Below are 25688 nucleotides of genomic sequence, written 5' to 3'. Positions count from 1 at the left end.
GTTAGTTCGTCAGCGCCTCCTCGCTTGCGGCGCAGTTGTTCGGGCCGAGTTCGAGTTCGAACGCCTCCTCGTCGTCGGGCGACTGCCGGCCGAGGTTAGTCGCGATGATGTCCTCGTAGTTCGCCGGCTGCGGCGGCATATCCGAGACGATGAAGTCGACGAACTCGTCTGCGTCCATCGTGAGCGCTTCCATCCGCTCGGTGAGGTCGCCGAGTTCGGCGGTGTACGTGCCGTCGTCGTTCGGAGTCGCGGCGTCGCTGAAGTGCGCGGGCGCGACGACCGTCGCGTCGGGCCACGAGAGAACCTTTCCGTGGAGGCTGTCGTAGAGCGTGCGTGCGGCGTCCTTCGCGGCCTCGGGGTCTTCGAGGTCGGGACGTGCGACGCTCTCCGTGAATAAGCCATCGCCCGTGAACAGGACTGGCCCCACCGCGTACGCGGTCATGCCCGTGGTGTGTCCGGGCGTGGCGACGACGTCGATTTCGGTGTTGCCGAGTGTGAGCGTGTCGCCGTCCGCAACGGTCTCGTAGGGGGTATCGTACTCGACGCCGCGCTCGACCGCCGCGTCGGGGAGGACGGCCGTCGCGTCCGTCTCCGCCGCGAGGTCGCGGAGGCCGGAGATGTGGTCGGCGTGAATGTGCGTGTCAAGCGCGTACGTGAGGTCGGCGCCGAACGCGCGTGCGTCCTGCACGTACTCCTGGGTGAACGCCCGCAGTGGGTCGACGACCGCTGCCTCACCGTCCGAAACGATGAGGTACGCGAGACAGCCGCTGGAGGGGCGCTGGTACTGGACGACCGTCGCGTCGGCGTCCGCGTCGAGTTCTTGGTACTCGTAGATGCGGGCCCATCCCTGCATTCCGCGTTCGAGGTGGTCGACGTCGTAGCCGGCGTCCGCGAGGTTCTCGGCGACGAGTTCGCTGGAGCCGCCTTTCGCGCAGAGCGCCGTGATGCGGCGGTCGTCAGGGAGGTCTTCGTGGAGGTCTGCGGGGATACCGTCGAGCAGTTCGAAGTACGGATAGTTGACGATGTCGACGTTCTCGCCGTCGATATGCCACTCTTCGAAGTCGCCTTCGGCGCGTGCGTCGAGGATGAACACGTCCTCGCCGTTGTCGATGCGCGCTTTCAGGTCAGTCGGTGTGACTGCGTCGATCGCCGCGTCGTCGTTCTCAGTCATCTTCACTGCCTCCTATCGACTGCTCGCAAATAAGACTTTGTATAGTAATTCATCTATTGCACAACATCATAGCGGCCGTAAATGGCCTAATAGGCCTAAATTACGCCTTTTCTGCCGTAAAGCAGCACTCTGTATTGTTCTTTATCTGGATTACTACCGATACGTTTTTCTAAGGCCGCACAATATTGGGTAGTGAAGTCAAAACCATGACGCAGTACGAAGTCACTGAGACGCTCGACGTGAAAGGACAGAACTGCCCGATGCCCGTCGTCAAGACGAAACAGGCGACCGACCAGCTCGACACCGGCGACGTGCTGGAGGTCCTCGCCACCGACCCCGGAAGCATGAGCGACCTCGGCGGGTGGGCCGATACGACCGACGGCGTCGAACTCGTCGACCAGCGAGAGGGCGACGACGTGTACACGCACTACGTCCGGAAGACGGAGTGACGATGAGCACGGACACATCCGATGCGCCGGCCGAGGCCGCAGTGGACGCCCCATCGCGTGCAGAGCTTGCCGCGCGTATCGACGAACTCGAACAACAGCTCGCCGCGGCGACCGACGACGACCAGCAGAAGATGAGCATCATCGCCACGAAGGGTACGCTCGACATGGCGTACCCGCCGCTCATTCTCGCCAGCACCGCCGCCGCGTTCGGGTACGAAGTCACCGTCTTCCACACGTTCTGGGGACTCGACATCCTGCACGAGGAACGCTCGAAAAACCTCAAACTGAGCTCGGTCGGTAACCCCAACATGCCGGTCCCGAACGCCGTCGCCGCGCTTCCCGGCATGGATCGCGTGACCACGACGATGATGGAGCGGAAGATCGAGGACAACGACACGGCCACTATCGAGGAACTCATCGACACCTCACTCGACATGGGCGTCGAATTCCAGGCCTGCCAGATGACCATCGACCTGATGGACTACGACGAGGACGACTTCTACGACGGCGTGACGACAGGCGTCGGTGCTGCCACCGCAATTCAGGACATGGCCGACGCCGACATCCAACTCCTCGTCTGATCCGCACACTGGCGGACAGTACGGACGTGACCGGCCGCTTCGCAACGATGCTACCTGTCCTTCCGGACGCAATATCTATTACTGAGGCAGCTGTATTGGGTAGTATGTCCTATACTCTGGACAAGCGCGTCGAAGGTGAGTTCGATGAGGTCGTCGAACAGACGACAGCGGCACTGTCCGAGGAAGGCTTCGGGGTGCTCTCCGACATCGACGTCCAACAGACTCTCACGGAGAAACTAGACGTGGAGTTCCGACAGTACCGGATTCTCGGCGCGTGCAACCCGCCGCTCGCGCAGCAAGCGCTCGAAGACGAATTACGAGTCGGCGCGCTACTGCCGTGTAACGTCATCGTGTACGAGACCGACGATGGCGACATCGGCGTGAGCGCAGTCGACCCCGAAGTCATGCTCTCCGTCGTCGACAACCCCGAACTGGACGCGGTCGCAACAGACGTACGGGAGCGGTTCGAACGCGTCCTCGACGCGCTACCGGACGCTTAACCGAATCAGGGAGTTTGAGACTATGCGCATGTGTTGCGTTCGTGGGTTCTGACAACATCCGTGAGCAGTTACTCGTCACGTTGGAAGTTGTCCCCGTGGTCATCGATGAAGTCCCGCATGCTCTCGGGTGCCGGTCAAGGAATCGGCGGCTGTCGTCGGTGACGCGGGCGGCCAGTCCGAGGCGTGCAGTGGTGTAGATGCCGCACATGACGGCGATGGCTTTAACCCCTCTGTCAGGAGTTGCTATCGCGAGTTATGTATTCGGACGGGTCTCTGAAACTGAAGCGGTCTAAGCGGTACGTACAGAATCCTTACGCAGCAAAGGCAGCCGATTTGCCAGCTGAATGAATGGTGCTGTGTAGGAGATGACTCACTTGTGTTTCGCAACTAGAAACTCTGATAGGGAATTATAGTAATCAGACAGGTCATTGGGTCATATGGACTGGGCGTTCAGGATTCGGAAAGATGTCCCTTCGTGGGTCATGCTACTCGTATTGATTGTTGCCATCTTGCTAATTACTGGTCTTCAGTATTTTAATATCATATAGACACCACCCCAGATTGGTAATCTTGGTAATAAATTTGTAAGTAGTCTGAATGTTTGTTTCTCCCTCTCTAAATAAAGACTCCGTATGAAAACCACTGCTATCGTAGCAGTCGCTTGAACGCACCGCCCATGTGGTGTGCACGTAAGCCCAATCAAGTCCGCTACGAGCGGACCATAGTCGGCTATCCGCCGCGCTGCGTGGTGCTCCGGGCCCGACCAGTATCTTCGCCGACAGGTGTAACTCAACGGTACGTTGAACCGGACCGAGCGAGTACGACCGACCAATGGCCAGTACTGCCACGGTCCTCGATTCCGCACGGCTCCTCCTCGTCGGCACGACATCGTGGGTCGAGACGCTCGCGACGACCCTCGACGCGCAAACGAACGCACGCGTCGATACCGCGGAGACGAAGGCGAACGCGATCAACGCGCTCAGCGACGACCACGACTGCGTCGTCTCCGCCCACGCGCTCGCGGGCACGGACGGTCTCGACCTCGTCCGAGCTCTCCGTTCCGAGACCGGGTCGCTCCCTGTCATTCTGTGTACGGCGAGCGGGTCCGAACGGCTCGCCAGCGACGCTATCGCCGCGGGCGTCACGGATTACGTCGCGTTGAGCGACGACTCGACAGTACCGGATGACCTTCACGAGCGGATTGAGCGGCACATCAGGGCTGCGCGGCGAACGACCACGCAACGTGAGCGCGCCAGGCAGTTCGACGCGATCTTCCACGATTCGCGGACCGCCACGTGGGTGCTCGAACCGACGGGGGAGCTCGCGCGTGTAAATGAGACCGCCCGCGACCTCATCGATGCGGATGTCGAATCACTCGTCGGACAGCCGTTCTGGGAACTCCCGTGGTGGTCCGCCCGGGCAGGCACGCAATCCGACGTTCGACAGATCGTCGAGAACACCATGCAGGGCGCGTTCGGCAACGTCGTCGTGACACGGGACGTGACAGACGACACCGCGCGTGTTCTCGATATCGCCGCGCGCCCCGTTCACGACGAGCGCGGGAGGCTGGTCTCCATCGTCATCGAGGGCGTCGATATCACCGACCGCGTCGAACTCGAGCGGGACCTCCGGCAGTCCGAAGAACTCCATCGGGTCACGCTCAATAACATGACCGATACGGTTCTGATGACGGACGAGGACGGCGACTACACCTACGTCTGTCCGAACGTCCACTACATCTTCGGCTACACCGCCGACGAAATCCACGCCCAAGACACGATCACAGAACTTCTCGGGGACGACCTCTTCGACCGGGACGAACTCGCGGAACGCGGCGTGTTGAAGAACATCGAGTGCACGGCGACCGACAAGGCGGGCCGCGAACACACGCTGCTCGTCAACGTCCGCGAGGTGTCGATTCAGGACGGCACCATCCTCTACAGCTGTCGGGACATCACGAAGCGCAAGCAGCGCGAGAACGCGTTGACAACGCTCCAGGAGACGACGCGGGATTTCCTGTACGCGAGCACGCACCGCGAAATCGCCCAGCACGTCGTCGACGACACCCCGAGCGTACTTGACGTGGACGCGAGCGGGGTGTATCTCTTCGACGCCGACGCGAACGAACTCGAACCAGTGGCTCAATCCGCCGCAATGGATCAAGTGAACGGCCCGCTCACGACCGTCCCAGCGAACAGCGAGTCCCCGGTGAGCTACAGTTTCGTCCAGAATAAACCTCTGTTCATCGACGACATCCACGAGTCAGAGTGGCTCACCGAGCCGGCGACGGACCTGCGGAGTGTGGCGTTCATCCCGCTCGGCGAACACGGCGTGTTCGTCGCGGGCACGCAGACCGTCGGGACGTTCGACGACATGACAGGGGAACTTGCCGACCTCCTCGCAGCCACCGCGGAAGCGGCGCTCGACCGAGTCACCCGGGAGTCACGGCTCCGCGACCAGGACCGGGAACTCCAACAGCAGAACAAGCGACTCACGCATCTCAATCAGGTGAACGAGACGATTCGAGAGATCGACCAAGCGCTCGTCGAAGCGGAGACGCGCGAAGCGGTCGACCACACGGTCTGTGAACTCCTCACGGACGACGACCGGTTCAACTTCGCGTGGATCGGGACGACGGACCCCGCGGGGGAGACGGTCGAACCGCGAGCGTGGGCAGGGGCCGAGCAGGGATACTTGGACAGTCAGTCGTTCGAGCTCGACGCGACCGGTGTCGAACCGGCGGCACGGACGGCCGCCTCCGGGGACGTGGTTCGAATCAGTAACGTCGCGGCGCGCCTCCGGGAAGAAGCGTGGCGGACGGACGCGCTTTCGCGGGATTTCTTGTCCGTGTTGAGTATTCCGCTTCAGTACAATGACCTCACGTACGGTGTGTTAACCGTGTACGCGGCGCAACAACACGCGTTCGACGAGACCGCTCGGGAAGTCCTCGCGGAACTCGGTGAGACCATCGCGTCCGCGCTGAGCGGAATCGAACGGAAGAACGCCTTGCTCACGACAGCGGTGACGCGGGTGACGCTCGACGTAGCGGACTCCTCGTTCGTACTGTCGCGATTGGCGGCGGCGGCGGACTGTACGGTGTCGTACGAGGGCGGCGTGCAGCGGACGGCCGAGGGGACGTACGTCTTCGTGACCGTGGAGGATGCAGCGGTCGAAACCGTAGAGACGGTTGCGGCGGACTTGGTCGCCGTCGGGTCAGTTCAGCGCGTCAGCGGGGACGGGCAGCGAGGCGTGTTGCGCTTGCGATTGACGCAGCCGTTTCTCGCGCTCGAGTTGGCGGACCACGGGGCGGTGTTCCGTGCGGCAACGGCGACGCCGACGGAGACCCAGCTCACGATAGACGTGCCGGAAAGTGTAGACGTGCGTCACGTCACGGGGCTCGTCCGGGAGGCGTTCGCGGACGTTACCCTTCGATCGAAGCAAGTGGTGGACGAGCGCTCTGAGTACGATCTGTACTCGCGGTTCATGGAGGCGTTGACTGACCGGCAGCGGGAGGTCGTGCAGACGGCGTACTACAGCGGGTTCTTCGAATCGCCGCGGGACAACACTGGTGAGGAGGTGGCGGGAATGCTGGACATTTCGCCGCCGGCGTTCTACGAGCACGTGCGGGCGGTTCAGCGGAAGTTGTTCGCGGCGCTGTTCAGCGAAACCCACGTCCCGACCACACGCGAGGACGTTCAATAACAAACCCCCGATGTCGCAGATGGTTTGATAGTAAACTCAAGGATATTCCCTAACAGTCCTATTATTTCCGCGTGAGTCACCGGTTCGCGGGACTCGGAACGCATCCATGAGAGACGCAGACCCAACGCAAACCACCGAGACGCCGTACGAGTGCTTCGAATGCGGGAACATCGTCGTCGCGGACACCCATCCCGGGAACTGCCCTGACTGCAGCGGCCCGCTACGAAACCGCTATCTTCCTCTCGAATAACCATGTCAACACCAGCCACACCATCCTCGGACACGCAACCGGACGAACACGAAACCGCACTCGAAACCGCTCGCCGCCAACTCCACCAAGCTGCAGCACACATCGACATCGACCCAGATATTGTCGAACGCCTCGAACACCCGAAGAACGTCCACGAAGTCACCGTCCCGATTGAACGCGACGACGGCTCAGTCGAGGTGTTCACGGGCTACCGCGCCCAACACGACAGCGTCCGCGGCCCATTCAAGGGCGGGCTTCGCTATCACCCCGAGGTCACGCGCGACGAGTGCGTCGGCCTCGGTATGTGGATGACGTGGAAGTGCGCCGTCATGGACCTCCCGTTCGGCGGCGCGAAAGGCGGTATCGCCGTCAACCCGAAAGCCCTGAGCGACGCCGAGAAAGAACGCCTCACGCGCCGGTTCGCCGAAGAACTCCGGGACATCATCGGGCCGAACCGGGACATCCCCGCTCCCGACATGGGCACCGACCCGCAGACGATGTCGTGGCTGATGGACGCCTACTCGATGCAGGAAGGCGAAACCACGCCCGGCGTCGTCACGGGAAAACCCCCTATCGTCGGCGGGAGCGAAGGACGGAACGAAGCGCCCGGCCGTAGCGTCGCCATCATCACCCGCGAAGCAATCGACTACTACGACCTCGACATCCACGAGACTTCAGTCGCGATTCAGGGTTACGGAAGCGTCGGCGCGAACGCGGCCCGATTACTCGACGACTGGGGTGCGAACGTCGTCGCGGTAAGCGACGTGAACGGCGGCATCTACGATACCAACGGCCTCGACACACACGCGATTCCCTCCCACCACGAGGAACCAGAAGGCGTCAGAGGACACGACGCACCACGAACCGTGTCGAACGACGAACTTCTCACGCTGGACGTCGACGTGCTGATTCCCGCAGCAATCGGGAACGTCCTCACGCAGTCGAACGCCGACGCCGTCAGCGCCGATCTCATCGTCGAAGGCGCAAACGGCCCAACGACGAGCGCCGCGGACACGATTCTCACGGACCGCAGCATCCCCGTCATTCCGGATATCCTCGCGAACGCCGGCGGCGTCACCGTCAGCTACTTCGAGTGGCTGCAGGACATCAACCGACGGTCGTGGTCGCTCGAACGCGTTAACGAGGAACTCGAAACGGAGATGCTCGCCGCGTGGGCGGACGTCCGTGACGAAGTTGCCGCACACGACGTGTCCTGGCGGACCGCCGCGTACATCGTCGCACTCTCCCGCGTCGCCGACGCACACGAAACCCGCGGCCTCTGGCCGTGACAGCCACGCCACGCTAACCTCCGAAATCGCTCGGAGTGCGTCGCCCCCTCCCAGTTACGGAGACCCCACCGAGTGCCGAACTAATGTGTCGCCGTCGGAAACCCGAACCATTAGTCGGGTCGTGGCCGAACAGTCACCGGTATGTCGTGGTACATCCTGTTCTTCGCCGGACTCTTCGAAATCGCGTGGGCAATCGGGCTCGAGTACTCGGACGGTCTTACGAAACCCTGGCCGACGCTCGCTACCGTCATCGCCCTCGTCATCAGTATGCTTCTCCTCGCACACGCCGTCAAAGAGCTCCCCGTCGGAACGGCGTACGCCGTCTGGACCGGTATCGGCGCCGTCGGCACCGCCATCCTCGGCATGATCCTCTTCGACGAACCCGCCACGCTCCTCCGCACCGCCTGCATCGGCCTCGTCGTCGTCGGCATCGTCGGCCTCCATCTCACCGCAAGCGGTCACTGACTCCACGCCACCACACTCTGAGAGCACCTACTTTCACGAGTCCCAGAAGGCCGCGCGTACAAGAACTAGCGTACGTTCGTTCTTAAACGACCTAGTACGGTATCCGAACGCGGGAATCGTGTGTCTAATTATTGAAGCAGGTCGCGAACTGTCGCGTATGTTCGCGTCCGTAAGCGCGGTCGACCCGGGATGGATAGCGTTCCTGTCGCCGGAACTTGCGAGTCGCGCGCAGTTCGGGTGGACGATCTCCGTCCACATCCTCTTCGCCGCGCTCTCCGTCGGCCTCGCACCCTTCATCGTCTACTTCACGTGGAAGGACGTCCGGACGGACGACGAGCGGTACACACGACTGCGGTCGTTCTGGGTGAAGGTGTTCGCGGCGGGGTTCGTCATGGGGACAGTCACCGGAATCCCGATGAGCTTCCAGTTCGGCACGAACTTCCCGCGGTTCGCCGAGGTTGCGGGTGAACTCATCGGCGGCCCGCTCGCGTTCGAGGCGAAGATGGCGTTCTTCCTCGAAGCCGTCTTCCTCGGCGTGTTGCTCTACGGACGCGACCGCGTCGGCGACCGCACGTACATCCTCTCCTCCGTCCTGGTGGGCGTCGGCGCGTGGCTGTCCGGGTTCTGGATTCTCGTCGTCAACGCCTGGATGCAGACGCCACAAGGCTACGAGATGGTTACTCGCGGCGGTCTCGAAATCGCAAAACTGACCGACCCGATTGCGGCGTTTTTCACTCCGCGGCTGCCGTGGATGTACGTCCACATGATCAACGCCTCCGTCATCTCGGTCGCCCTGCTCGTCGCCGGCGTCTCCGCATACATCGTCTGGAAGAAGCGCGACGCGGCCGCGTGGAACACGGCGCTGAAGCTGGCGGTCGTGATTCTCCTCATCTCCGCGCCCTTCCAAGCACTCCACGGTGACGCGTACGGCCGGCACGTCGAGAACACCCAGCCCCAGAAGTTCGCCGCGATGGAAGCCCACTACGAGACCGGCCCGGCAGACCTCCACCTGCTCGCGTTCCCGACCTCCGTTGACGCCATCACCAACCCGAAAGCGGAGAACCTCTTCACCGTGAGCCTCCCCCGACTCGGGTCGTTCCTCGCCAGCGGCGGTGATTTCGACGCCGTCATCACTGGATTGAACGAGTACGAAGAGAACCCGCCGGTCCCGCTGGTCTTCTGGTCGTTCCGCATCATGGTCGGACTCGGCTTCCTGTTCATCGCGCTGGCGTTATGGGGTGCGTATCTCATCTATCGCGACCGACTCGCGGAGAGCGAACGCTACCTGAAGGCGATGATCGTCGCGTCACCGTTCGGATACGCGGCCTTACTCACCGGCTGGTACGTCGCCGAAATCGGCCGCCAACCATGGGTGATTCAGGGCGAACTCAAGACCAGCGACGCCGTCTCCACGACCCTCTCCAGCACCGACGCCACGCTGACACTCACCGCGTTCGTCGTCATCTACATCGGCCTCGTCGCGACCGCACTCTACGTCCTGAAGTGGCTGATTCGGGAGGAACTCCAAGACCTCGGTGCAGCGGCGTCAGACGAGCGCTGGCGCGGCCCGCTCCCGGAGGTGAACGAGAATGACTGACTGGATCCCCGTCGACGCGTACCTCGTCGAGTCGCTCCCCGAAATCTGGTTCGGGGCTGTCCTGTTCGCGCTCGGGATGTACCTCGTGCTCGACGGCTTCGACTTCGGCATCGGTATCCTCTACGCAACCCTCGACGACGAACACGACCGGGAGATGTTTCTCTCGGCGTTCGGCCCGGTCTGGGACGCCAACGAAGTGTGGCTCGTCGCGTTCGGAACCATGCTCCTCGCGGCGTTCCCGCGCGTCTACTCGCGGCTCCTCGCCGACCACTACCTGCTCGCCATCGGATTCGTCCTCGCGCTGCTGTTCCGCGGCCTCGGCCCCGAACTCCGCGAGCAACGCGACGACGACCGCTGGAAACGGTACTGCGACTACTCGTTCATTGCCGGGAGCGCGCTCGCACCACTCCTCTTCGGCATGCTCGCCGGCTGCTGGGTGTTCGACGCACCGACACTCTCACTCCCGTCCGTGCTGACCGGCGTCGGATTAGTCGCCGTGTCGGTCGTCACGGGCGCAGCGTTCCTCGCGGCGAAAACCGACCCCGACCTCGCCGCAACGCTCCGCAGGTACGGTATCGGCGCGACTGCGGCCTACTTGGGTGGCGTGGTAGTGCTGTTAGCGACCGTCGTCCTGACCGACGCCGGCGGGGCCGCCGAGGCAATTCTCTCGTGGCCAGTCGCCACACTCGTCGCCGCCTCGGTTCTGGCAGGCGTCGGCGGGAGTGCGTTAGCCGTCCGCGGTCGGTACACCGCATGGCTGGTGACCGCATTCGCTTTGCCAGCACTGTTGACCGCGCTCGTCGCCGTCCTGCTCTACCCGACAATGTACCCGCCGACTGGGGTGACCGTTCGGGAGGCCGTCGTCTCGCCCCTGGCGCTCAACCTCACAACCATCCTCGGCTTCCCCGTACTCCTGCTGGTCCTCTGGTACTTCAAATTCCTCTACGGCGTCTTCAGCGGCCCAGTCGAGGGCGACGGCTACGGTGCCTAACTCTCGACCTATCTCCGCGCCGACTACGAGTGCATCCGGTAGGCATCGACGAGTCGACTTCCGAACCCACGTTCGCCCTCAAGTTCAGTGATTTCAGCGCGGAGCGCGCGTTGTGCAGCATCAATCGCGGATTCAGGCACGTCCTCGAGGCGTTCGATGCCGTCGCGGTCGTCACGATGAACGACACGCCACCCAGCATCGGGGTCGAACGCGACGCCGCGAACACCCTGGCTCGTGATGAGAACGACCGCAACGACGAGCGTCTCTTCGACGGCCTCGAACTCAAACCGCTCAACAGGCCGAACTGCGATAAACGCGGCCGACTCGCCGAGTGCCGCGACTTCCCGTCCCGTCAACGGCCGCGACGGCAGTGACGACAAATCCATACCACAAAATCAGCGTCCAACGCCCTCCGCCTTTCGATTCCCTGCCTGGCCGTTCGACTGCCCTCCACTCCCGAAAACCCGCCCATAGGTGGTATCGATAGCGGAGCGACTTTACGCAGGTCGCTAGTGCGTAGGGAGTATGTTGGGGTCGAATGTCGCCAACGCGGTCGGGAGCACGGCACTAGTGTTCGGCGTGCTCATGCTGCTCGCGTCACCGTTTGTGTACCGTGGTTGGCAGAACCGCGCGACATATCAAGCGTACGCAGCGCTCCCGGCACAGCAACCGGCAGACGCGACCCCCGGCGAGACCGTGATGATTACCGGCTGGCTGGCGGACACAGACCGTTCGGTGACCGCGCCAGTTCACGGGGAGGAGTGTCTGGTAGCGCTCTGGCGGATGTCGACGTACCGTCGCACCGGCGCGTTCAGGACGCGCGCGTTCTGGTCCGAGGAAGGCCTCGGCATCGACGTCAACGACCCCATGCTCACTGACGAGCACGACAGCATCACGCTCGACGGCGTAACCGTCGAGAAGGAGCTGTCCGCACGGGAGAAACTCGGGAAACTCACCGGGTCGAAACGCGACTCCGTCCTTCGGTCGATTTCCCTGGCACTCGACAACGAGGGCTTCGAGGAGACGGTGCAGCCGGCTGGAGAGTGGTGCGAGCGCTACCGAACCCTCGGAGCACGCGTCGGCGTCCAACGGGAGGAGAGTGAGCCGCCGGGCGTTCTCGGCCGCCTGCTGAACACGGTTCGGACGCCGGACGGAACGGTGCGCTTCGAGGAGGCAACCCTGACGGCGGGCGAATCGGTGACGGCCGTCGGCACCGTCACCGCAGACGGTCAGAGACTTGATGTAACACGTTCCGACGCAATCGACCCACTCATCACGCGACTCTCTCCGTCGGAACTCCGCGCGAAACACCGCCGACGTTACCGATACCAGCTGTACGCACTTCCGGTCGTCCTGCTCACGTTCGCTGTTCTGATGGGCGCGGCCGTCGCCGTCTAGAAGAAAACAGACGACTGGATTAGTTTTGGCCGCGTGTTCCTACCGGTGACGCCGCAGACTGGTCACAAGCGCGCCGTCATTGACGCGTGATTCCAGTGACATTTCCGGCCGTGGTTTCCGTAGTTTCCGAGGTTCCCGAGGTTTCGGTAGTCTCCGTGGTTTCTGTGGTTGTCGGGCGTACTGTGGTCGGCTCGGAGTCGGTGAGCCGGACGTTATCCAGGAAGCCGACCGCGCCGGTTTCCCAGACGATGTTGAATCCCACTGCAACAATCCCCTCCGAATCGTGGGGGACGTCGTAGACGAAGGTTTTCCAGCCAGCCGCGTCGTGGCCCGAAAGCGAATTGGACCGGTCGAAGTCCCGTTCTTCGAGAGAGTCGGTGTCAGGGCCGGTATAGACGGCTGCTTGCAGGATTTCGTTGAACGACCGCGACACCTGGTAATCGACCGCGAGGTAGTCGTACTGGGACAGGTCTACTGGTTGTTGTACCCAAACGGTGCCGTCGTCTTGCCGCCCGTCGATGAACGCCCGGAGACTCGTTTCACCGTCACTCGCGTACCGCGAACTCACACCGACCTCGGAAGCAACCCGCTGTGTTCCCGATGCATTCGGATCTTCGGGAAGATTCCGACCAACCGTCCACTCCTGCCAATCCGATTCGAAACTCCCGTTCCGAAGAGACGCCGACGATTGTTGTGTCGTCGTCTGATCAGGTTGTGTCGTCGAGTCATCCGGTGTCGTACTATCTGTGCTACCCAGCGAACTACAACCCGCAAGGCTGGTTGCAAGAGCGCTACCGCCGAGAGCGAGGAGGGCACGTCGCTCCATACCAACCCCGATGACCGAGAGCCGCATGTAACCGACGAACAGTCAAATAACGATTTAACAAACTCCAGTATCCCAGCAAGCGACCCCCCAAATATCTACAACTATCCGATCTGTGAAGTCCATGGGTAACCCGCTTCAACCCGACCGGTACAGCTGAAACGTTTCCGGCAGTAGCATTCTCACTGGCCGTCTGATTCACGAGGTCTTTTTCGGTGCTGTGCGGAACGACAAAACGCCTACCTAACATCAACGACTATGTCAACGCAAAGATGGCGACCGCAGATAAACAAATCCGGGTGAGCGAAGATGCCAAGCGCGCTCGATGAGCAACGGCGTGAGGGTGAGAGTTATAACGAGGTTCTCGAACGTCTCATCGAGGATGATCGTGACTTACCGAGTGGCTAGTGAACCAATGTGTACATAGTTAGCGGTACACCAGTCGGCGACGACAGACTATCTACACCGATTTCTAAGAGACACAGGCCGCAAACGCAGTAACAGCCGCGCGAGTTGACACCATACTTTTCACGGTGAGTGGTAAAGACTGCCGTATATGGGCTTGGATACTGACACGATCCGCCGCGACTTCCCGGTTCTCGACCGAACCGTCAACGACACGCCGCTCGTCTACCTCGACAACGCCGCCACCACTCATACCCCAACCCAGGTCTACGACACCTACGACGACTACTACAGCCAGTACAACGCGAACGTTCATCGCGGTATCCACACACTCAGCCACGAAGCCTCTCAAGCCTACGAAGCGGCGCACGACCGACTCGCCGCGTTCATCGGTGCCGACAGCCGTGAAGAGATGGTGTTCACGAAGAACACCACGGAAGCGATGAATCTCGTCGCCTACGGCTGGGGCGTCAACCGCCTCGACGCCGGTGACGCCATCGTCACCACGGAAATGGAACACCACGCCTCCTTGGTCACCTGGCAGCAAATCGCGGAGAAAACTGGGGCCGACCTCCGCTACATCCGCGTGACCGCGGACGGCACCCTCGACATGGACCACGCACGCGAGCTCATCGACGACGACGTCGAACTCGTCTCGGTCGCTCACGTCTCGAACGTCCTCGGAACGATCAATCCCGTTCGCGAACTCGCCGACCTCACTCACGACCACGGCGGCGTCATCCTCGTTGACGGCGCTCAATCCGTCCCCACCCGCCCTGTCGACGTCCAATCGTTGGACGCGGACTTCCTCGCGTTCAGCGGCCACAAAATGGCAGGCCCGACAGGCATCGGCTGCCTCTACGGCAAACGCGGCCTCCTCGAAGAGATGGAGCCGTTCCTCTTCGGCGGCGAAATGATCAGTCACGTCACCTTCGACGACTCCTCGTGGAACGATCTTCCCTGGAAATTCGAAGCCGGCACCCCACCAATCGCAGAAGGCATCGCACTCGCCGCCGCCGCCGACTACCTCAACGACATCGGTATGGACGCCGTCCGCGACCACGAAGCAGCCCTCGCCCGATATTTCATCGACAAACTCGACGCCCGCGACGACGTCGAATACTACGGCCCACCGGGAGACGTCGAGCGAAGCGGATTAGTCTCGTTCAACGTCGACGGCGTCCACGGTCACGACCTCTCCGAACTCCTCGACAACCACGGCATCGCCGTCCGCGCCGGCGACCACTGCACCCAGCCACTCCACGACATCCTCGACATTCCCGGCTCCGTCCGCGCATCGTTCTACGTCTACAACACCCGGGACGAAATCGACCGCCTCCTCACCGCACTCGACGACGCCCAACAGCAACGCGATACTCTACTCAGTAACCACTACCACGACCTCATCGCGGACTACTACCACAATCCCACAAACCCGGACGGACTCACGAACGCAACCTTCCGAAAACACTCCGCGGAGACAAGCTGTGGCGACGAAGGCGAATTCCACGTCCGCGTCGACGACACCGGCCGCATCGAAGCGATGGGATTCCAGAGCGACTCCTGTGCCGTCAGTCAAGCCGTCGCCAGCCTCCTCGCCGACCACCTCACCGGCGCAAACATCGACACTCTCACCGACCTCGACGGTACCGTTGAGGGCCTCCTCGACGGCGACTTTCCCGACATGCGCCGCGACTGTGTCGTCGGCCCCGAAGAAGTCCTCCAAGCCGGCGCCCGCGAACACCTGATAGACACCTAAAGAGCCCGCCGACAGCGTTGATCCGGCGAGGAGACAACGGCGCCCTCCTGTTGCTCCTCATTGTCCATAGATTCGTTTCATTCTACTCCACCGCCACATAGTACACCAACCTAACAGCTGTGACAGCCAGGAATAAATCAACTCAGTAGAACGGCGATAAATCCGGAATAAGAGCGAAGTCGACGCGGTGTTAGTGGGTGCGTCGTGCGAGCAGCCCCGCACAGAGCGCCGCCACGACAGTAAGCACGAGGCCGAAGCCAGGTGTACTTCCCGAAGACCCGGAGTCAGTCGGCGTCGCACTCGTCGTTCCACTGGTCGTCGTGTCCGTAGTTGTCGATTCTGCCGTTGATGTCGTCGTATCTTCCGTTGTTACCGTCGACGTCGTAGTCGTGGTGGTCGGTGTAGTTGTTGTAGTCGTTATCGTTGTGGTCGTCGTGGTTGTTGTGGATTGTTGGGTTGTGGTGGTTTCCTGTGCCGGCGGTGAATCGACGGAGTTGGTCGTGTCGCTGTTTGTCTTGTCGTTCGTGTTGTCAGTGGAGTCTGTGTCGTCTGGTTGGGTGGCGGTTGTGTTTTTCTGGATTTGGAGGGGGCCGCTGGAGTAGTGCAGAGAGATATCGACGAAGGCACCGTCTGCGGTTTCGGTGACGGTCATGTCGAGGTCTTGTCGCTGGAAGGATGCCGTCAGTTCTTCGGATGGATCGCTGACGTTCCAGCTGTTGAGGAGTCTGTTCGGAAGGAACGCCTCGTAGTACCCCTGGTTGACCTCTCCCTCGACGGTCTTGTGCGGCGCTGCGAGCGAAACTTCAAGATACGGAGCGGAATTCTCCGGGGTGACGTACCGCGGCATGCTGAACATCTGAGCGTCGGTCGACACCGTCATCCCCGCGGCCGCAGACGCATCCGCGGATGGAGCTGCCGTATCTGCATTGCCAACACGGAATTGAACGGCCGTATCCCAGCCGTAATCGGCGGTGTTGTTCTCAACGGCACTCGCCCATTCGGAGGGGCTTGCGGGACGTTCGCCCGCGAAGTTATACTTGTAATCGAGTTCGCCCGGCTTGATGCGGACGGACACGCGTTTCGTATCGGGGTCACTGGTGTTGGTGACGGACAAGTTCAGGTCGTGTCCACTCCCCACGACGATTCGGGGCGTGTAGTCGGTCACGAGGAAGCTGACGTTGAACGCGGTCGTATTGTCCGCTCCAAGTGCGGAGAGGTCGCGGACGTAGTTCCCGTTCTGCGTCAACTCGACGTACACCGAGCCGGATCGATATTCGGCCTCAACGACTGGCGACTGATTAGGTTCAGTACCAGCGACGTGTGAGACGCTCACCGAATCGTCAACGACGACTTCTGACCGCACCGACCCGGTGAAGTTCCGCGTCGCTCCATCGGCGATACTGAGCGAGCCGTCAAAGTCGCCCGTTTTCGTGAACGTATGCTCCAAGTAGACGCTTTGCGTTTGACCGGCGGGCACGTACACGGTCTCGTTCGCCACCGCTGTGCCGTTGAGTGTGAGTGTTACCGTCTTGACGCCGGTGGCGTTCCCGGTGTTTTCGACTTCAGCGTAGAAGCCGGTCAGGGACCCGTTCACGATTCGATCCGGAGTGTACACTCGCTTGAACGAGAGATTCGCTGTCCCCGACGTATCGGCGACCGCGTAAACCGTGTAGGTGGTTCCATCCGCCCACACCCGTTTCGCCCCGGGCGTTGAGAATTCTACTTTCGTTGAAACGTCCTTTGTCGCACTCTTCGGGACGTTCGTGCGATGGGAGTTGCCCGCGACCTGCGTGAAGTGTGTTCGGTCTTTGCCGGTCGGGTTCCGGAGTGTTTTGTTCAGATAGATTGGTTGGCCGACTGGCACCACTTTCTGTGAGAACGAGAGGTTTTTGACGAGAACTCCGGGTTTCACCTGGAACGCATCAACAACCTTGTCGTTCGCCCGTACCGTGTAATTCCCGATCGAATACGGCCGAACCAATAGCTGGGTTGTGGTCTCCGAATTCGCGGGAACACTCACAACCGTCGTGTTCGTCACCGTATAGTATTCGGAAGTGTTCTTATCGCCCTCGACGGTTACGGCGAACTGCTTCTTCGTATCCGCCGTATTGTTGAGCGTTACCTCTACTGGCAGACTATCACGTTTGTAGGTGGTGTCCGAGGTTGCTGCACCCGAGACGACGGAGACGTTCGTGGAGGACACTGAAACTGTCCCCGCTTCCTCATATCCGATTTTCAGCTCGTGGGTGCCTGCGACCGTGAACGTCGGGGTGAACGTGACCTGCTTCGTATCGCCGGCCAGGACGTGGACCGTTTTCGAAAGCTCCCGTCCGTTTTCTCCGTAGTCAGTTCCGCCATCAATCTTGAGCACCGTCTGGTACTCCGCACCCTCACTACCGTGATTCCGCACCGTCGCTGTGACGGACGTATTGTTTCCAGGATCGATGCTTCGTTCGGAGACCGCCGTACTTGCCACATGAACGGGCGTGTCGGTAACCGACACGGTGAACGGATCGGTGTTCCCGAGACGCCGGGTTTGTTCACCATCCGAGGTAAACACCACCCGGAAGGAGACGTTCTTCGTCTCACTTGCGTTCAGCGAGACCGTCTTCTCCGTCGACGGGTCCGTATACCAGCTCGACTCGTATTGTTGCTGCAGACCGAGTGTAGTCTTCGTCTCTGAATCCAGACGGTTGGTGACCGTCGCGTTCACATACACTGGTTCACGCGTGAACGCGTCTGTCGTAGACACCGACACATTGGAAACGTTCACCGTCGATTTGACCGTGACCGAGAGATTCTGCGAGTTCCCAACCCGCAGCGTTTTCTCGCCAGCCTGCTGGAACGCAGGTGTGAACGTGAGCGTCTTCGTTTCCGAACCGTTCAGACTAATCGACGTCTGATTGAGATCGGTCCAGTACCCGCTCTTGTACTGTTCCAGGGTGATATCCCGGCTAATCTGCGTGGATTTCCGGTTCGTAACGTTCACCGACACCGCCGTCTTCTGGCCGACGACTGACGACTCGTCGACCGTGAGGTTCGTTGCGTTGTATGGTCGCTTGACGGTCGCGGTACCGATATCCTGGCGGTTGATACTAACCGTGTAGTCACCGGCCGTACTCACCCATGTGCTGAGGGTGACGTTCTTCGACTCAGACGCATTGAGCGACACCGTTGTCGTGGCGTACTGCGTGGCCCTCGCGGACGTATTGGCCACCAGAACGACCGAATAGGTCGTTTTCTCCGTGTCGGTGTTGTTGACCGTCGCGTTCGCTCGGATGGTTTCGCCCGTGTAGAGGGTCTGCGTGAGAACGGTTTGATTCGACAGTTCGACCGAGCTAGCGGGGTCATTTACTCGGATTGGGTCTGAGAAAGTCGATCGAACCTCAGGAGCGTGTACGCCTGGAATTGTGAACGTCGGCGTAAATTCGACATCCACGGAGGCACCTGCTGGGACTCGAACCGTCTTCGTTATTTGAGAGGTCGTGGACTGATTTCCCCAGTCGAGGGAGAGCTCTCGATCAACAGCCGCGGATTCATTGTAGTTTCTGACAGTCGCAGTGACCGTCGTCGAATTCCCAGTTTCGAGCGACGTCGTGTCTGGTTTAACCGATTGGATATGTGTTGGTGTGCGCGTGATGGGAAGCGTCGAGTTAGTAAGAGTCGTCTCAGGCGTCTTCACACGGAGCGTTGCCATCCCATCGACGGGAGCCCGTTTGATCGTATACGAGACGTTGGCTGTTTTGGTCGTGTTCGCGTCGACGATGACTGTCTCTTCGCCAACGGTCGTCCATCTGCCATCAGTATAGTGCTGGATGGTGATGGTTTTGGATTCCTGTGTGTCGTTGGTGTTGTTGACTGTGACTGATGCGGTGAGCGGTTCGTAGGTGTATCCGGAGTCGTTAACGAGTGTGTAGTCGGCAGCTGTTATTGTTCCGGATGCGGCTACGGCAGACGTAGTTGTAAGTGGAATTCCGGCGAATACGGATATGATGAGTAGTCCTGTAAGTAATATCGCCCTTAGCGAGTGCTTATTACCCTGAGAGGTCATTCCGGCCGAATCGTTTTGGCCACAACCTTTAATCGTCGTGCTCTCACGAAAAACCAACCGCATCCCAAAACCACCAGACACAATCCACCTAACCCCACTACCATCCCACATTAAACCGTTTGTTTAGACGACACTATTCCAGGTTGGTCCACCGAGTACGTGGACACAATGCATCTCACAAACGGCAACGTATACAGCGATTCGGACGGCTCCGATAGCTTCTGGAAACGCACGATTTTACAACCGGTGCTCCCTCGAAACATCGCCGCCGAGAGAAGTCGTACCGAACTCGACTAGTACCCTCTATCACATCGTCCAGCTATTAGTTCCGTTAGTAGGTCTGTGGTGGTTGTTCGAGAATCTCGAAAATCTCGCGAGCACGATACTCTTTGTTCCGACCGTGTCGGGGTACCTCCTCAAGGACGCCTTCGTCGACCAGCCGGTTGATCGCCCGTGAGGCAGTTGGTTGCTGTACATCGAAGAGTCGCTGAACGGTCTTGCTCGTGACGTAGGGCTGCTCGAATAGGGTTACTGCGAGCTGGTTCGTCGTGTATGATTTCCCTCCGTATTCGCCCTCGTATTCGCGGCGAAGGTCGGCTAGCGCAAGCGTCCTCTCCACCGATTCCCGGGCTTGCTGCGCAACTCCTTCAATGAAAAAGGAGAGCCACGCCGCCCACTCACCGTGATATCGGATGCCTTTCATGCGCTCGACGTACGTCGTCTTGTTCCGATTGAAGTACTCGCTGAGGTAGAGGTTGGGACGCTCGAGGAAGTCGGCATCGTACAACTGGAGTGTAATGAGAAGACGGCCGAGCCGACCGTTGCCGTCCCCATACGGGTGGATAGTCTCGAACTGGTAGTGGAACAACGCGATGTCCACGAGTGGATGGTAACGACCGCCAGTCCGATAGTAGGTGAACAGGCCGTCCATCAGGTCCTCAGCGGTGTCGGGTGCGGGCGGGAGGAAGTCACCCAGGTAGTTCGGTTTTGTCTTGTACGCACCAACCGTATGTGTGTCGACGCGGTCGTCTGAAACGTCAGTGAGAAGCGTCTCGTGGAGGTCATGAAGCAACTCGACGTTCAACTCACCACCTACGTCGAGAGCAGTGATACCGTCCTGGACTGCAGTTTCGTAATTGAGGACCTCACGAGTATCCTTGGTGTCGTCCGCTGCAGTGGTCGCACGCGGTTCGTTCCGGCCTTCGTCGAACGTGCGTGTTTCGAGACTGTACAGCGCATCGTAGTCGACATCGGCCCCCTCCATCTCCGCAGATTCTATGGCCTCCTTGCGGAGTAACGAGATGTAGAGGACTGGCACTGGCGTAGACAACGCTCTCTGACCGCGATTGGTATTTCGATACTTGCTCAGTTGTCTTGTTGAGCGCGCTCGCTGCCTAGCGATTTGGGGAGACGATAGTTTTGTAGCAGTCCCTGAAATCTGATCGGACGCACTGTTCACCCTCCCGCACTGTCAACACTGTCAGAGTGCAACGAGTTCGATTCAGCCGATATTGAGTGAATCTGTTTGTACTATGCTTCTCCGAGGCGTTTGAGTGCTCATCATGCGAAGCCCTCAATTTGATACCATTTGGAGAGTTTCGTAGAGCGCGCCGATGACGGTGATACCCAAGAGAACCAACAATGAGACATCTACGAGCGTGTTGACGGCCGTTAGCCCATTGGAAATGAGGTCCTGTAGCGTATCCCACTGAAGTGACGCGAAGAGCGCACTTAGTAAAATGAGCATCATCACCTCACGCCACCGCGGTATGTCACTAGTGGAGGGCATTATCCCAGTTCCCCCTCAGAAAGTGAAATATTTTCTGGTGAATAGGTAGCCTGAACATCGCATGTCGACAGCGTTCCGCATTGCCTTTACCTCATCTAGAGGTACCGTTCGCATTCCATCAGGAACCCGTGGAGATTACGGCCGATATTCCGGTCGAACGTAAGGACAATTCCAGTATCAGCATCGGTTCTGAATTGGATGGCGAAGGCCGTCTCGAAGGTGTGCACCGTTGCCTGATACTCTCCAAGAACTGAGGCTTTAGGTGCTTGTTTCAGGACGGTCGTATGAATCCCCCAGGCCGCTTCTCGAAACTCTTCCAGCCCGCCTTCCGCGAACGCCCCCTTCATGTCTGGCCGGACATAGTACGGGTCTGCGGAGTTCTCGGTATACGTGAACGCCGATTGAAAACTATCGCCAGCCTGCCGCTGACAATATTCCACTAACTCCTCATACTGGCCGTCCATGTCACGAACCGTCGATAGGGTACTTCAAACAAGTTCTGGCCAGCCCGGGACGCGAACGGGCCGGCTTGGAACGTCTGTTTCGACACCTCCGCATAACGAGCACGCGGCCTTGAGCGAGAGTCTCTGTGAAGAACACCGTTTTGATGACCGTGTTGAACCCGTCCACTCACCAGCCGGCGCACGCCCGTGGGATGACTAAAATACACTGTCATCATAGACGCGGCGCGTAACAACCATCGGCCCGACTCCACCTCGCGTCAGAATGGGAACTTGTCCCTAGCGGACTGAAACGCCAACCGCCCGAGCAACTGACTGGGGCCACGCGTCGGCAAGTCGCGGGCGAGGTCTAGCTTGCTCGGCGGGTCACTGCCTCCGATGTCAAGTTCCCACTCACTCTCCGCCACGAAGCGTTCGACCGCGGATTCGACCCGCTCACGCACGTTGTCGGCATCCATCGTCTCGATCTCGCCATCGGTCATCAGCACGTCGCCGTCAACGATGACCATCTCCACATCGGCGGGCCCCGCATTGTTAGTGACCTGGGCCGGAATGTTAGTCACGGGAGTGAACTTCGGCTTGTCCAGGTCAACCACGAGTACATCAGCGCGCTTGCCAGGTTCAAGACTCCCGATCTCATCGCCGACACCGAGTGCCTCCGCCCCGTCAATAGTGAGCATCCGCACCAATTCCATCGACTGGTACTGGCCAGCTGACCGCTTCAGGTTGGCCGCAAGCCGCGCCTGTCGCGCCTCACCGAACAGACTGTACGAGTCGTGCCAGTAGTGATCGTCGATGCCGAGACCGACATCGACACCGGCATCTCGAAGTTCTGGGACCGGCGTCCACTGCACATCGCCGTCCGTGTTCCAATAACAGAAAATCGACGGGCAGTGTGCGACCGACGCGTCAGCCTCGGCCGTCCGCCGAATGTCCGCCTCGTCGGCGAGACGGAAATGGGCAGCCACCAACCGGTCGTCCAACAGACCAACATCGTCGAGGAGGTCAAGCGAATCTGCTGCGCCGTTCGACCGCGCCATCGTGTTGCTCGCCTCAAGTTCGAGCAAGTGAGTGTGAACGAGCAGGTCGGGGTACTCGGCAGCAAGGGCGGCAGTGCGCTCCCACAATTCGCGGGTACACGACCAGTCGTCATGCGGGGTGATCGTCGCCCGGATCCGGCCGTCGTAGGTGTCGTGGTACTCGTCGATGAATTCGCGGGCGCGAGCGAACTGCTCGCTGACAGGAACGTCCCAGAAGAGATCGGAGAGCGCCAGCCCGAAGAATCCGCGGAGACCAGCCTCACCGAACGTCTCCGCACCTGCGCTCGGCCGGACGTCCATCGAGTTGACGGTGGTGACGCCACCAGCGAGGAAGTTGAGAGCCGCAAGTTCGTATCCGGCCTCGGTGAGGTAGTCGTACTCACCGGCAGCGATCTGGCCATAGATCGCGGTCATCCCGCCCATCATCTCCAGCAGGTCGAGATCGCTGAATGCGCCCATTAGCGGCGTCAGCTCAAGGTGGGTGTGGGCGTTGACCAATCCTGGCATCACGAGTTTGCCTTCGCCGTCAATGACGCGGTCGGCCGCGATGTCCGCATCGTCGTCCTGGGCAGCTCGCACCTCAGTGATGCGACCATCCTCGATGAGGACTGTTCCTCGTTCGTAGAGTCGGTTTCGGTCGTCAATCGTGAGAACGTATGCGTCGTGAATCGCGATATCGGCTGCCATCAGTAATCGTCTCTGACGGTTGCGAGGTTTCTAAAATGTCGTTTTCCATATCTATCAGTCGCAGGCTCGCGCTCTGCAAGCGTTCGCTGTGACGCAGTTCGCCATCCCAGTTACAGCAGGACCGTAGTGGCGTTGAAGCGCGTTCCGGAAGAGGTTCTTCACTAGTCCACGGCTTTATCTGTATGTGTGCGTGGGGTTGAGCAACTATCACAGTGCCGTAGTGGTATTATGAGGGGGGAGAGGGATTGATAGCTTAGTTGGTGCGCCGGTCGAGGACTGCGTCCGCGAGCGTGTTTTTGTGGGTTTCGTTGGGGCTGCGGGCGATTGTGAGGGGGTTCTGGAACGACGGATGTCGTCAGCGTTCGGCAGGAGTTCGGCGGTGTCCAAGCACTCGACCTGAACGAACAGATCGCGTTAGAGGCGGGACGGCTGCAGGATCAACTGATGGCTGACGGCGAACGGATGGCCGCCCGCGACCGCCTCGTCGCCGCCACGGCACGCTCCACCGGAGACGAACTCATCGTCGCACGCCGACTTCGAGACACACCTCCTCACGGACCTCCTTGACGTTACGAACCTCCGCCGAACAGACTAACGACATGCGTCCTGGTTGTCGCGGGTTCGGTTCCGGAACGAGAGCGTCCACGCGCACACCGCTCGTCAGGTAGCGCCGCCCCCGAACCGTGAGGTTGTACAGCTTGTTGTCGCAGCGGGCGGCTGAATGGAGTGCACCGCACTCGAACAGCTGTCACCGCTCACAGAGCTGTGTTCGAGAGTGTTAATCCAGTAGTGGGTGTTGCCGTGTTGGGGCCCAACAGGTGCGGGCGGTGGTCAGCTGGGTAGCGATTGACTTGGCGGGGTGGCTCGTTTTAGCTGGGAGGACGGGGGCCGCCAAGGTAGAGCTCTAAGTGTGTGTTATGGCCGCCAGCGTTCGCGGTGGACTTCTTCTGCGTTCTCGCCGGCCGGGTAGGTGACGATGATTTCGTCGCCGTTGGGGTTGATGCCGACGACGAGGTAGTTGAGGGATCCGGCAGGCTCGGCTTCTGCGCTTCCGCCTTGGATGGTTGAGGCGATGCGGACGCGGCCCTCTCGGTCGGTGTCGTTGAAGGTGACGCGGGCGATGGCGTCCCGGCTGTCAGTTTCGGGGTCGGTGACGAATTCGATGGTGTCGACGAGGCGGTCGGTTTCGGGGTAGCGCTCGCGGTGAACAACATGGTCTTCGGTGTCGATGGTTGCGGAGACGACGACCTCGTCCCGGTCTGACGCGATGTCTACGTCGAGGGTGGTTACGCTTTCGGGCGCGTTCGTGGTCTTGGACGCGCCGGATTGGCGCGCTTCGACGGTTACGCTGTCTGCGGCGATATTGTCGACGAATTGTACGGAGGCGACGCCGGCGCGTTCGTCGAACATGATGTTCTCGACCACCCATGCCGACAGCGTTTCTCGGGCCTCGGTCGTTGGAGGGAGGCCTTGTGCCAGGACCAGCCATCCGCCGTTTTGTTTGACGGTGATGAGCTGGACGGTTTGTGTGCCGGAGTCAGTGTTCGCGGTTGCTTCGACGACTACAGACTCTGTGTTTGCAAGCGCGTTTGTGACGGCGTTCCGGTCGACGTTCGTTCCGGGGAGGGTGGCGGATACGACGAGGTCGACGGTTATGTTGCGGTCGACGCGGGTGACACTGGTGAGGTCGCTGGCGTTCTTGAGGAGGGCCTTCGCGTTTTCGCGGGACAGCTTCGCGATGCTATACGGGTGGAGGGGGTGGAATCGTGACTGGAAGCCGTCGACGGTCTCGGCTGTGAACGCCGTCTGGACAGCGGCGACGGGGCTCGATGCCGGGTCGAGTGATCGGTCGCCGGCCGTGGTCGTCTGGGTTGGGTCAGTGCCGGTGGAGGGGGATTGGTCGGTGGTTGTTCTGGTTGTGTCGCTGGTGTCGCTCGTCGCGTTCGTGCAGCCGGCGACACCGACGACGCCCGCGGTTGCGAGCGCGCGTACCGCCGCTCGCCGAGAGATATCGGGGACCATCGTGTCTGCGTAGTGTCCGCCGGTATGTAAGTCGGTGTGGAGTGTTTCTGGCAGTGTAACGCGCTATGGGGACGATTCGAGGCTGTGGGGTATGGCGGACGTACGGGAACCGATGGTCTGCGTGGGAGGGGCGTGTGCGTGTGGCTCATCTGGACGTGCTCGGGATTGGTTCGGCGGAGTAGTGTGCCGTGAAAATCGGCCCCTGGAGCGCGAGTATGGAGGGCCGATAAAGTGAGGGGGAAACGGTTGGCTGCCCGC

At 60.5% G+C, this 25688-nt stretch carries 20 protein-coding genes; 11 read left to right on the top strand and 9 right to left on the bottom strand.

Features of this window, described 5'->3' with window-relative positions; translation table 11 throughout:
• Position 1 precedes the first annotated feature (1 nt).
• Positions 2–1171 carry an MBL fold metallo-hydrolase gene (locus tag ACOZ4O_RS00415; protein WP_424523397.1) on the bottom strand — a complete coding sequence of 390 codons (1170 nt, stop codon included), beginning with the start codon at positions 1169–1171 and terminating at the stop codon, positions 2–4.
• Positions 1172–1377: 206 nt separating this feature from the next.
• Between ACOZ4O_RS00415 and ACOZ4O_RS00410 the strand changes: the two genes are divergently transcribed.
• The 9 genes from ACOZ4O_RS00410 (at position 1378) to ACOZ4O_RS00370 (ending at position 10995) form a co-directional block, all read left to right on the top strand.
• Positions 1378–1620: a sulfurtransferase TusA family protein gene (locus ACOZ4O_RS00410; RefSeq protein WP_424523396.1), complete on the top strand. Its 243-nt coding sequence runs from the start codon at positions 1378–1380 to the stop codon at positions 1618–1620.
• A 2-nt stretch (positions 1621–1622) separates the two neighbouring features.
• Complete coding sequence (locus ACOZ4O_RS00405) at positions 1623–2201, top strand: DsrE/DsrF/DrsH-like family protein (protein ID WP_424523395.1); 579 nt, start codon at positions 1623–1625, stop codon at positions 2199–2201.
• Between the two features lie 104 nt (positions 2202–2305).
• Positions 2306–2701 (top strand): DUF302 domain-containing protein, encoded by a 396-nt coding sequence (locus tag ACOZ4O_RS00400; protein WP_424523394.1) that lies wholly within the window; start codon positions 2306–2308, stop codon positions 2699–2701.
• Positions 2702–3532: 831 nt separating this feature from the next.
• Positions 3533–6403 carry a bacterio-opsin activator domain-containing protein gene (locus ACOZ4O_RS00395; RefSeq protein ID WP_424523393.1) on the top strand — a complete coding sequence of 957 codons (2871 nt, stop codon included), beginning with the start codon at positions 3533–3535 and terminating at the stop codon, positions 6401–6403.
• Positions 6404–6509: 106 nt separating this feature from the next.
• Positions 6510–6653, top strand: coding sequence for a rubrerythrin-like domain-containing protein (locus ACOZ4O_RS00390; RefSeq protein ID WP_424523392.1), 144 nt, complete (start codon positions 6510–6512; stop codon positions 6651–6653).
• A gap of 2 nt (positions 6654–6655) precedes the next feature.
• Positions 6656–7942, top strand: a complete 1287-nt coding sequence (gdhB, locus tag ACOZ4O_RS00385) for a glutamate dehydrogenase GdhB (RefSeq protein WP_424523391.1) — start codon at positions 6656–6658, stop codon at positions 7940–7942.
• 141 nt (positions 7943–8083) lie between these two features.
• Positions 8084–8407, top strand: a complete 324-nt coding sequence (gene sugE, locus ACOZ4O_RS00380; protein ID WP_424523390.1) for a quaternary ammonium compound efflux SMR transporter SugE — start codon at positions 8084–8086, stop codon at positions 8405–8407.
• A gap of 157 nt (positions 8408–8564) precedes the next feature.
• A complete protein-coding gene (locus tag ACOZ4O_RS00375; protein ID WP_424523389.1) occupies positions 8565–10004 on the top strand; it encodes a cytochrome ubiquinol oxidase subunit I in 1440 nt (479 codons plus the stop codon).
• A complete protein-coding gene (locus ACOZ4O_RS00370) occupies positions 9997–10995 on the top strand; it encodes a cytochrome d ubiquinol oxidase subunit II (RefSeq protein ID WP_424523388.1) in 999 nt (332 codons plus the stop codon). Before ACOZ4O_RS00375 ends, ACOZ4O_RS00370 begins: the two co-directional genes overlap by 8 nt.
• 23 nt (positions 10996–11018) lie before the next feature.
• On the opposite strand, the gene ACOZ4O_RS00365 is transcribed toward ACOZ4O_RS00370, so the two are convergent.
• Positions 11019–11381 (bottom strand): hypothetical protein, encoded by a 363-nt coding sequence (locus ACOZ4O_RS00365; protein ID WP_424523387.1) that lies wholly within the window; start codon positions 11379–11381, stop codon positions 11019–11021.
• 139 nt (positions 11382–11520) lie between these two features.
• Between ACOZ4O_RS00365 and ACOZ4O_RS00360 the strand changes: the two genes are divergently transcribed.
• The gene (locus ACOZ4O_RS00360; protein WP_424523386.1) at positions 11521–12393 is read left to right on the top strand and encodes a GIDE domain-containing protein; all 873 of its coding nucleotides are present in this window, start codon (positions 11521–11523) and stop codon (positions 12391–12393) included.
• Positions 12394–12469: 76 nt separating this feature from the next.
• On the opposite strand, the gene ACOZ4O_RS00355 is transcribed toward ACOZ4O_RS00360, so the two are convergent.
• Complete coding sequence (locus ACOZ4O_RS00355; protein ID WP_424523385.1) at positions 12470–12961, bottom strand: hypothetical protein; 492 nt, start codon at positions 12959–12961, stop codon at positions 12470–12472.
• Between the two features lie 811 nt (positions 12962–13772).
• On the opposite strand from ACOZ4O_RS00355, the gene ACOZ4O_RS00350 reads away from it, so the two are divergent.
• On the top strand, positions 13773–15380 hold the full coding sequence (locus ACOZ4O_RS00350; protein WP_424523384.1) for a SufS family cysteine desulfurase: 1608 nt from the start codon (positions 13773–13775) through the stop codon (positions 15378–15380).
• A 190-nt stretch (positions 15381–15570) separates the two neighbouring features.
• On the opposite strand, the gene ACOZ4O_RS00345 is transcribed toward ACOZ4O_RS00350, so the two are convergent.
• The 6 genes from ACOZ4O_RS00345 to ACOZ4O_RS00320 form a co-directional block, all read right to left on the bottom strand.
• The gene (locus ACOZ4O_RS00345) at positions 15571–19431 is read right to left on the bottom strand and encodes a PGF-CTERM sorting domain-containing protein (RefSeq protein ID WP_424523383.1); all 3861 of its coding nucleotides are present in this window, start codon (positions 19429–19431) and stop codon (positions 15571–15573) included.
• Between the two features lie 331 nt (positions 19432–19762).
• Complete coding sequence (locus tag ACOZ4O_RS00340; protein ID WP_424523382.1) at positions 19763–20749, bottom strand: Fic family protein; 987 nt, start codon at positions 20747–20749, stop codon at positions 19763–19765.
• 566 nt (positions 20750–21315) lie between these two features.
• Positions 21316–21684, bottom strand: a complete 369-nt coding sequence (locus ACOZ4O_RS00335) for a DUF7522 family protein (protein ID WP_424523381.1) — start codon at positions 21682–21684, stop codon at positions 21316–21318.
• Between the two features lie 257 nt (positions 21685–21941).
• The gene (locus ACOZ4O_RS00330) at positions 21942–23408 is read right to left on the bottom strand and encodes an amidohydrolase family protein (RefSeq protein WP_424523380.1); all 1467 of its coding nucleotides are present in this window, start codon (positions 23406–23408) and stop codon (positions 21942–21944) included.
• A gap of 414 nt (positions 23409–23822) precedes the next feature.
• Positions 23823–23963: a hypothetical protein gene (locus ACOZ4O_RS00325; RefSeq protein ID WP_424523379.1), complete on the bottom strand. Its 141-nt coding sequence runs from the start codon at positions 23961–23963 to the stop codon at positions 23823–23825.
• 360 nt (positions 23964–24323) lie between these two features.
• Positions 24324–25430, bottom strand: coding sequence for a hypothetical protein (locus tag ACOZ4O_RS00320; protein ID WP_424523378.1), 1107 nt, complete (start codon positions 25428–25430; stop codon positions 24324–24326).
• Positions 25431–25688: the final 258 nt, after the last annotated feature.

The sequence above is a fragment of the Salarchaeum japonicum genome, assembly GCF_049705945.1.
GTDB classification, from domain to species: domain Archaea; phylum Halobacteriota; class Halobacteria; order Halobacteriales; family Halobacteriaceae; genus Salarchaeum; species Salarchaeum japonicum_A.
The sequence above is the reverse complement of the archived record's forward strand: the minus strand, read 5'-3'. Positions and strand labels throughout refer to the sequence as shown.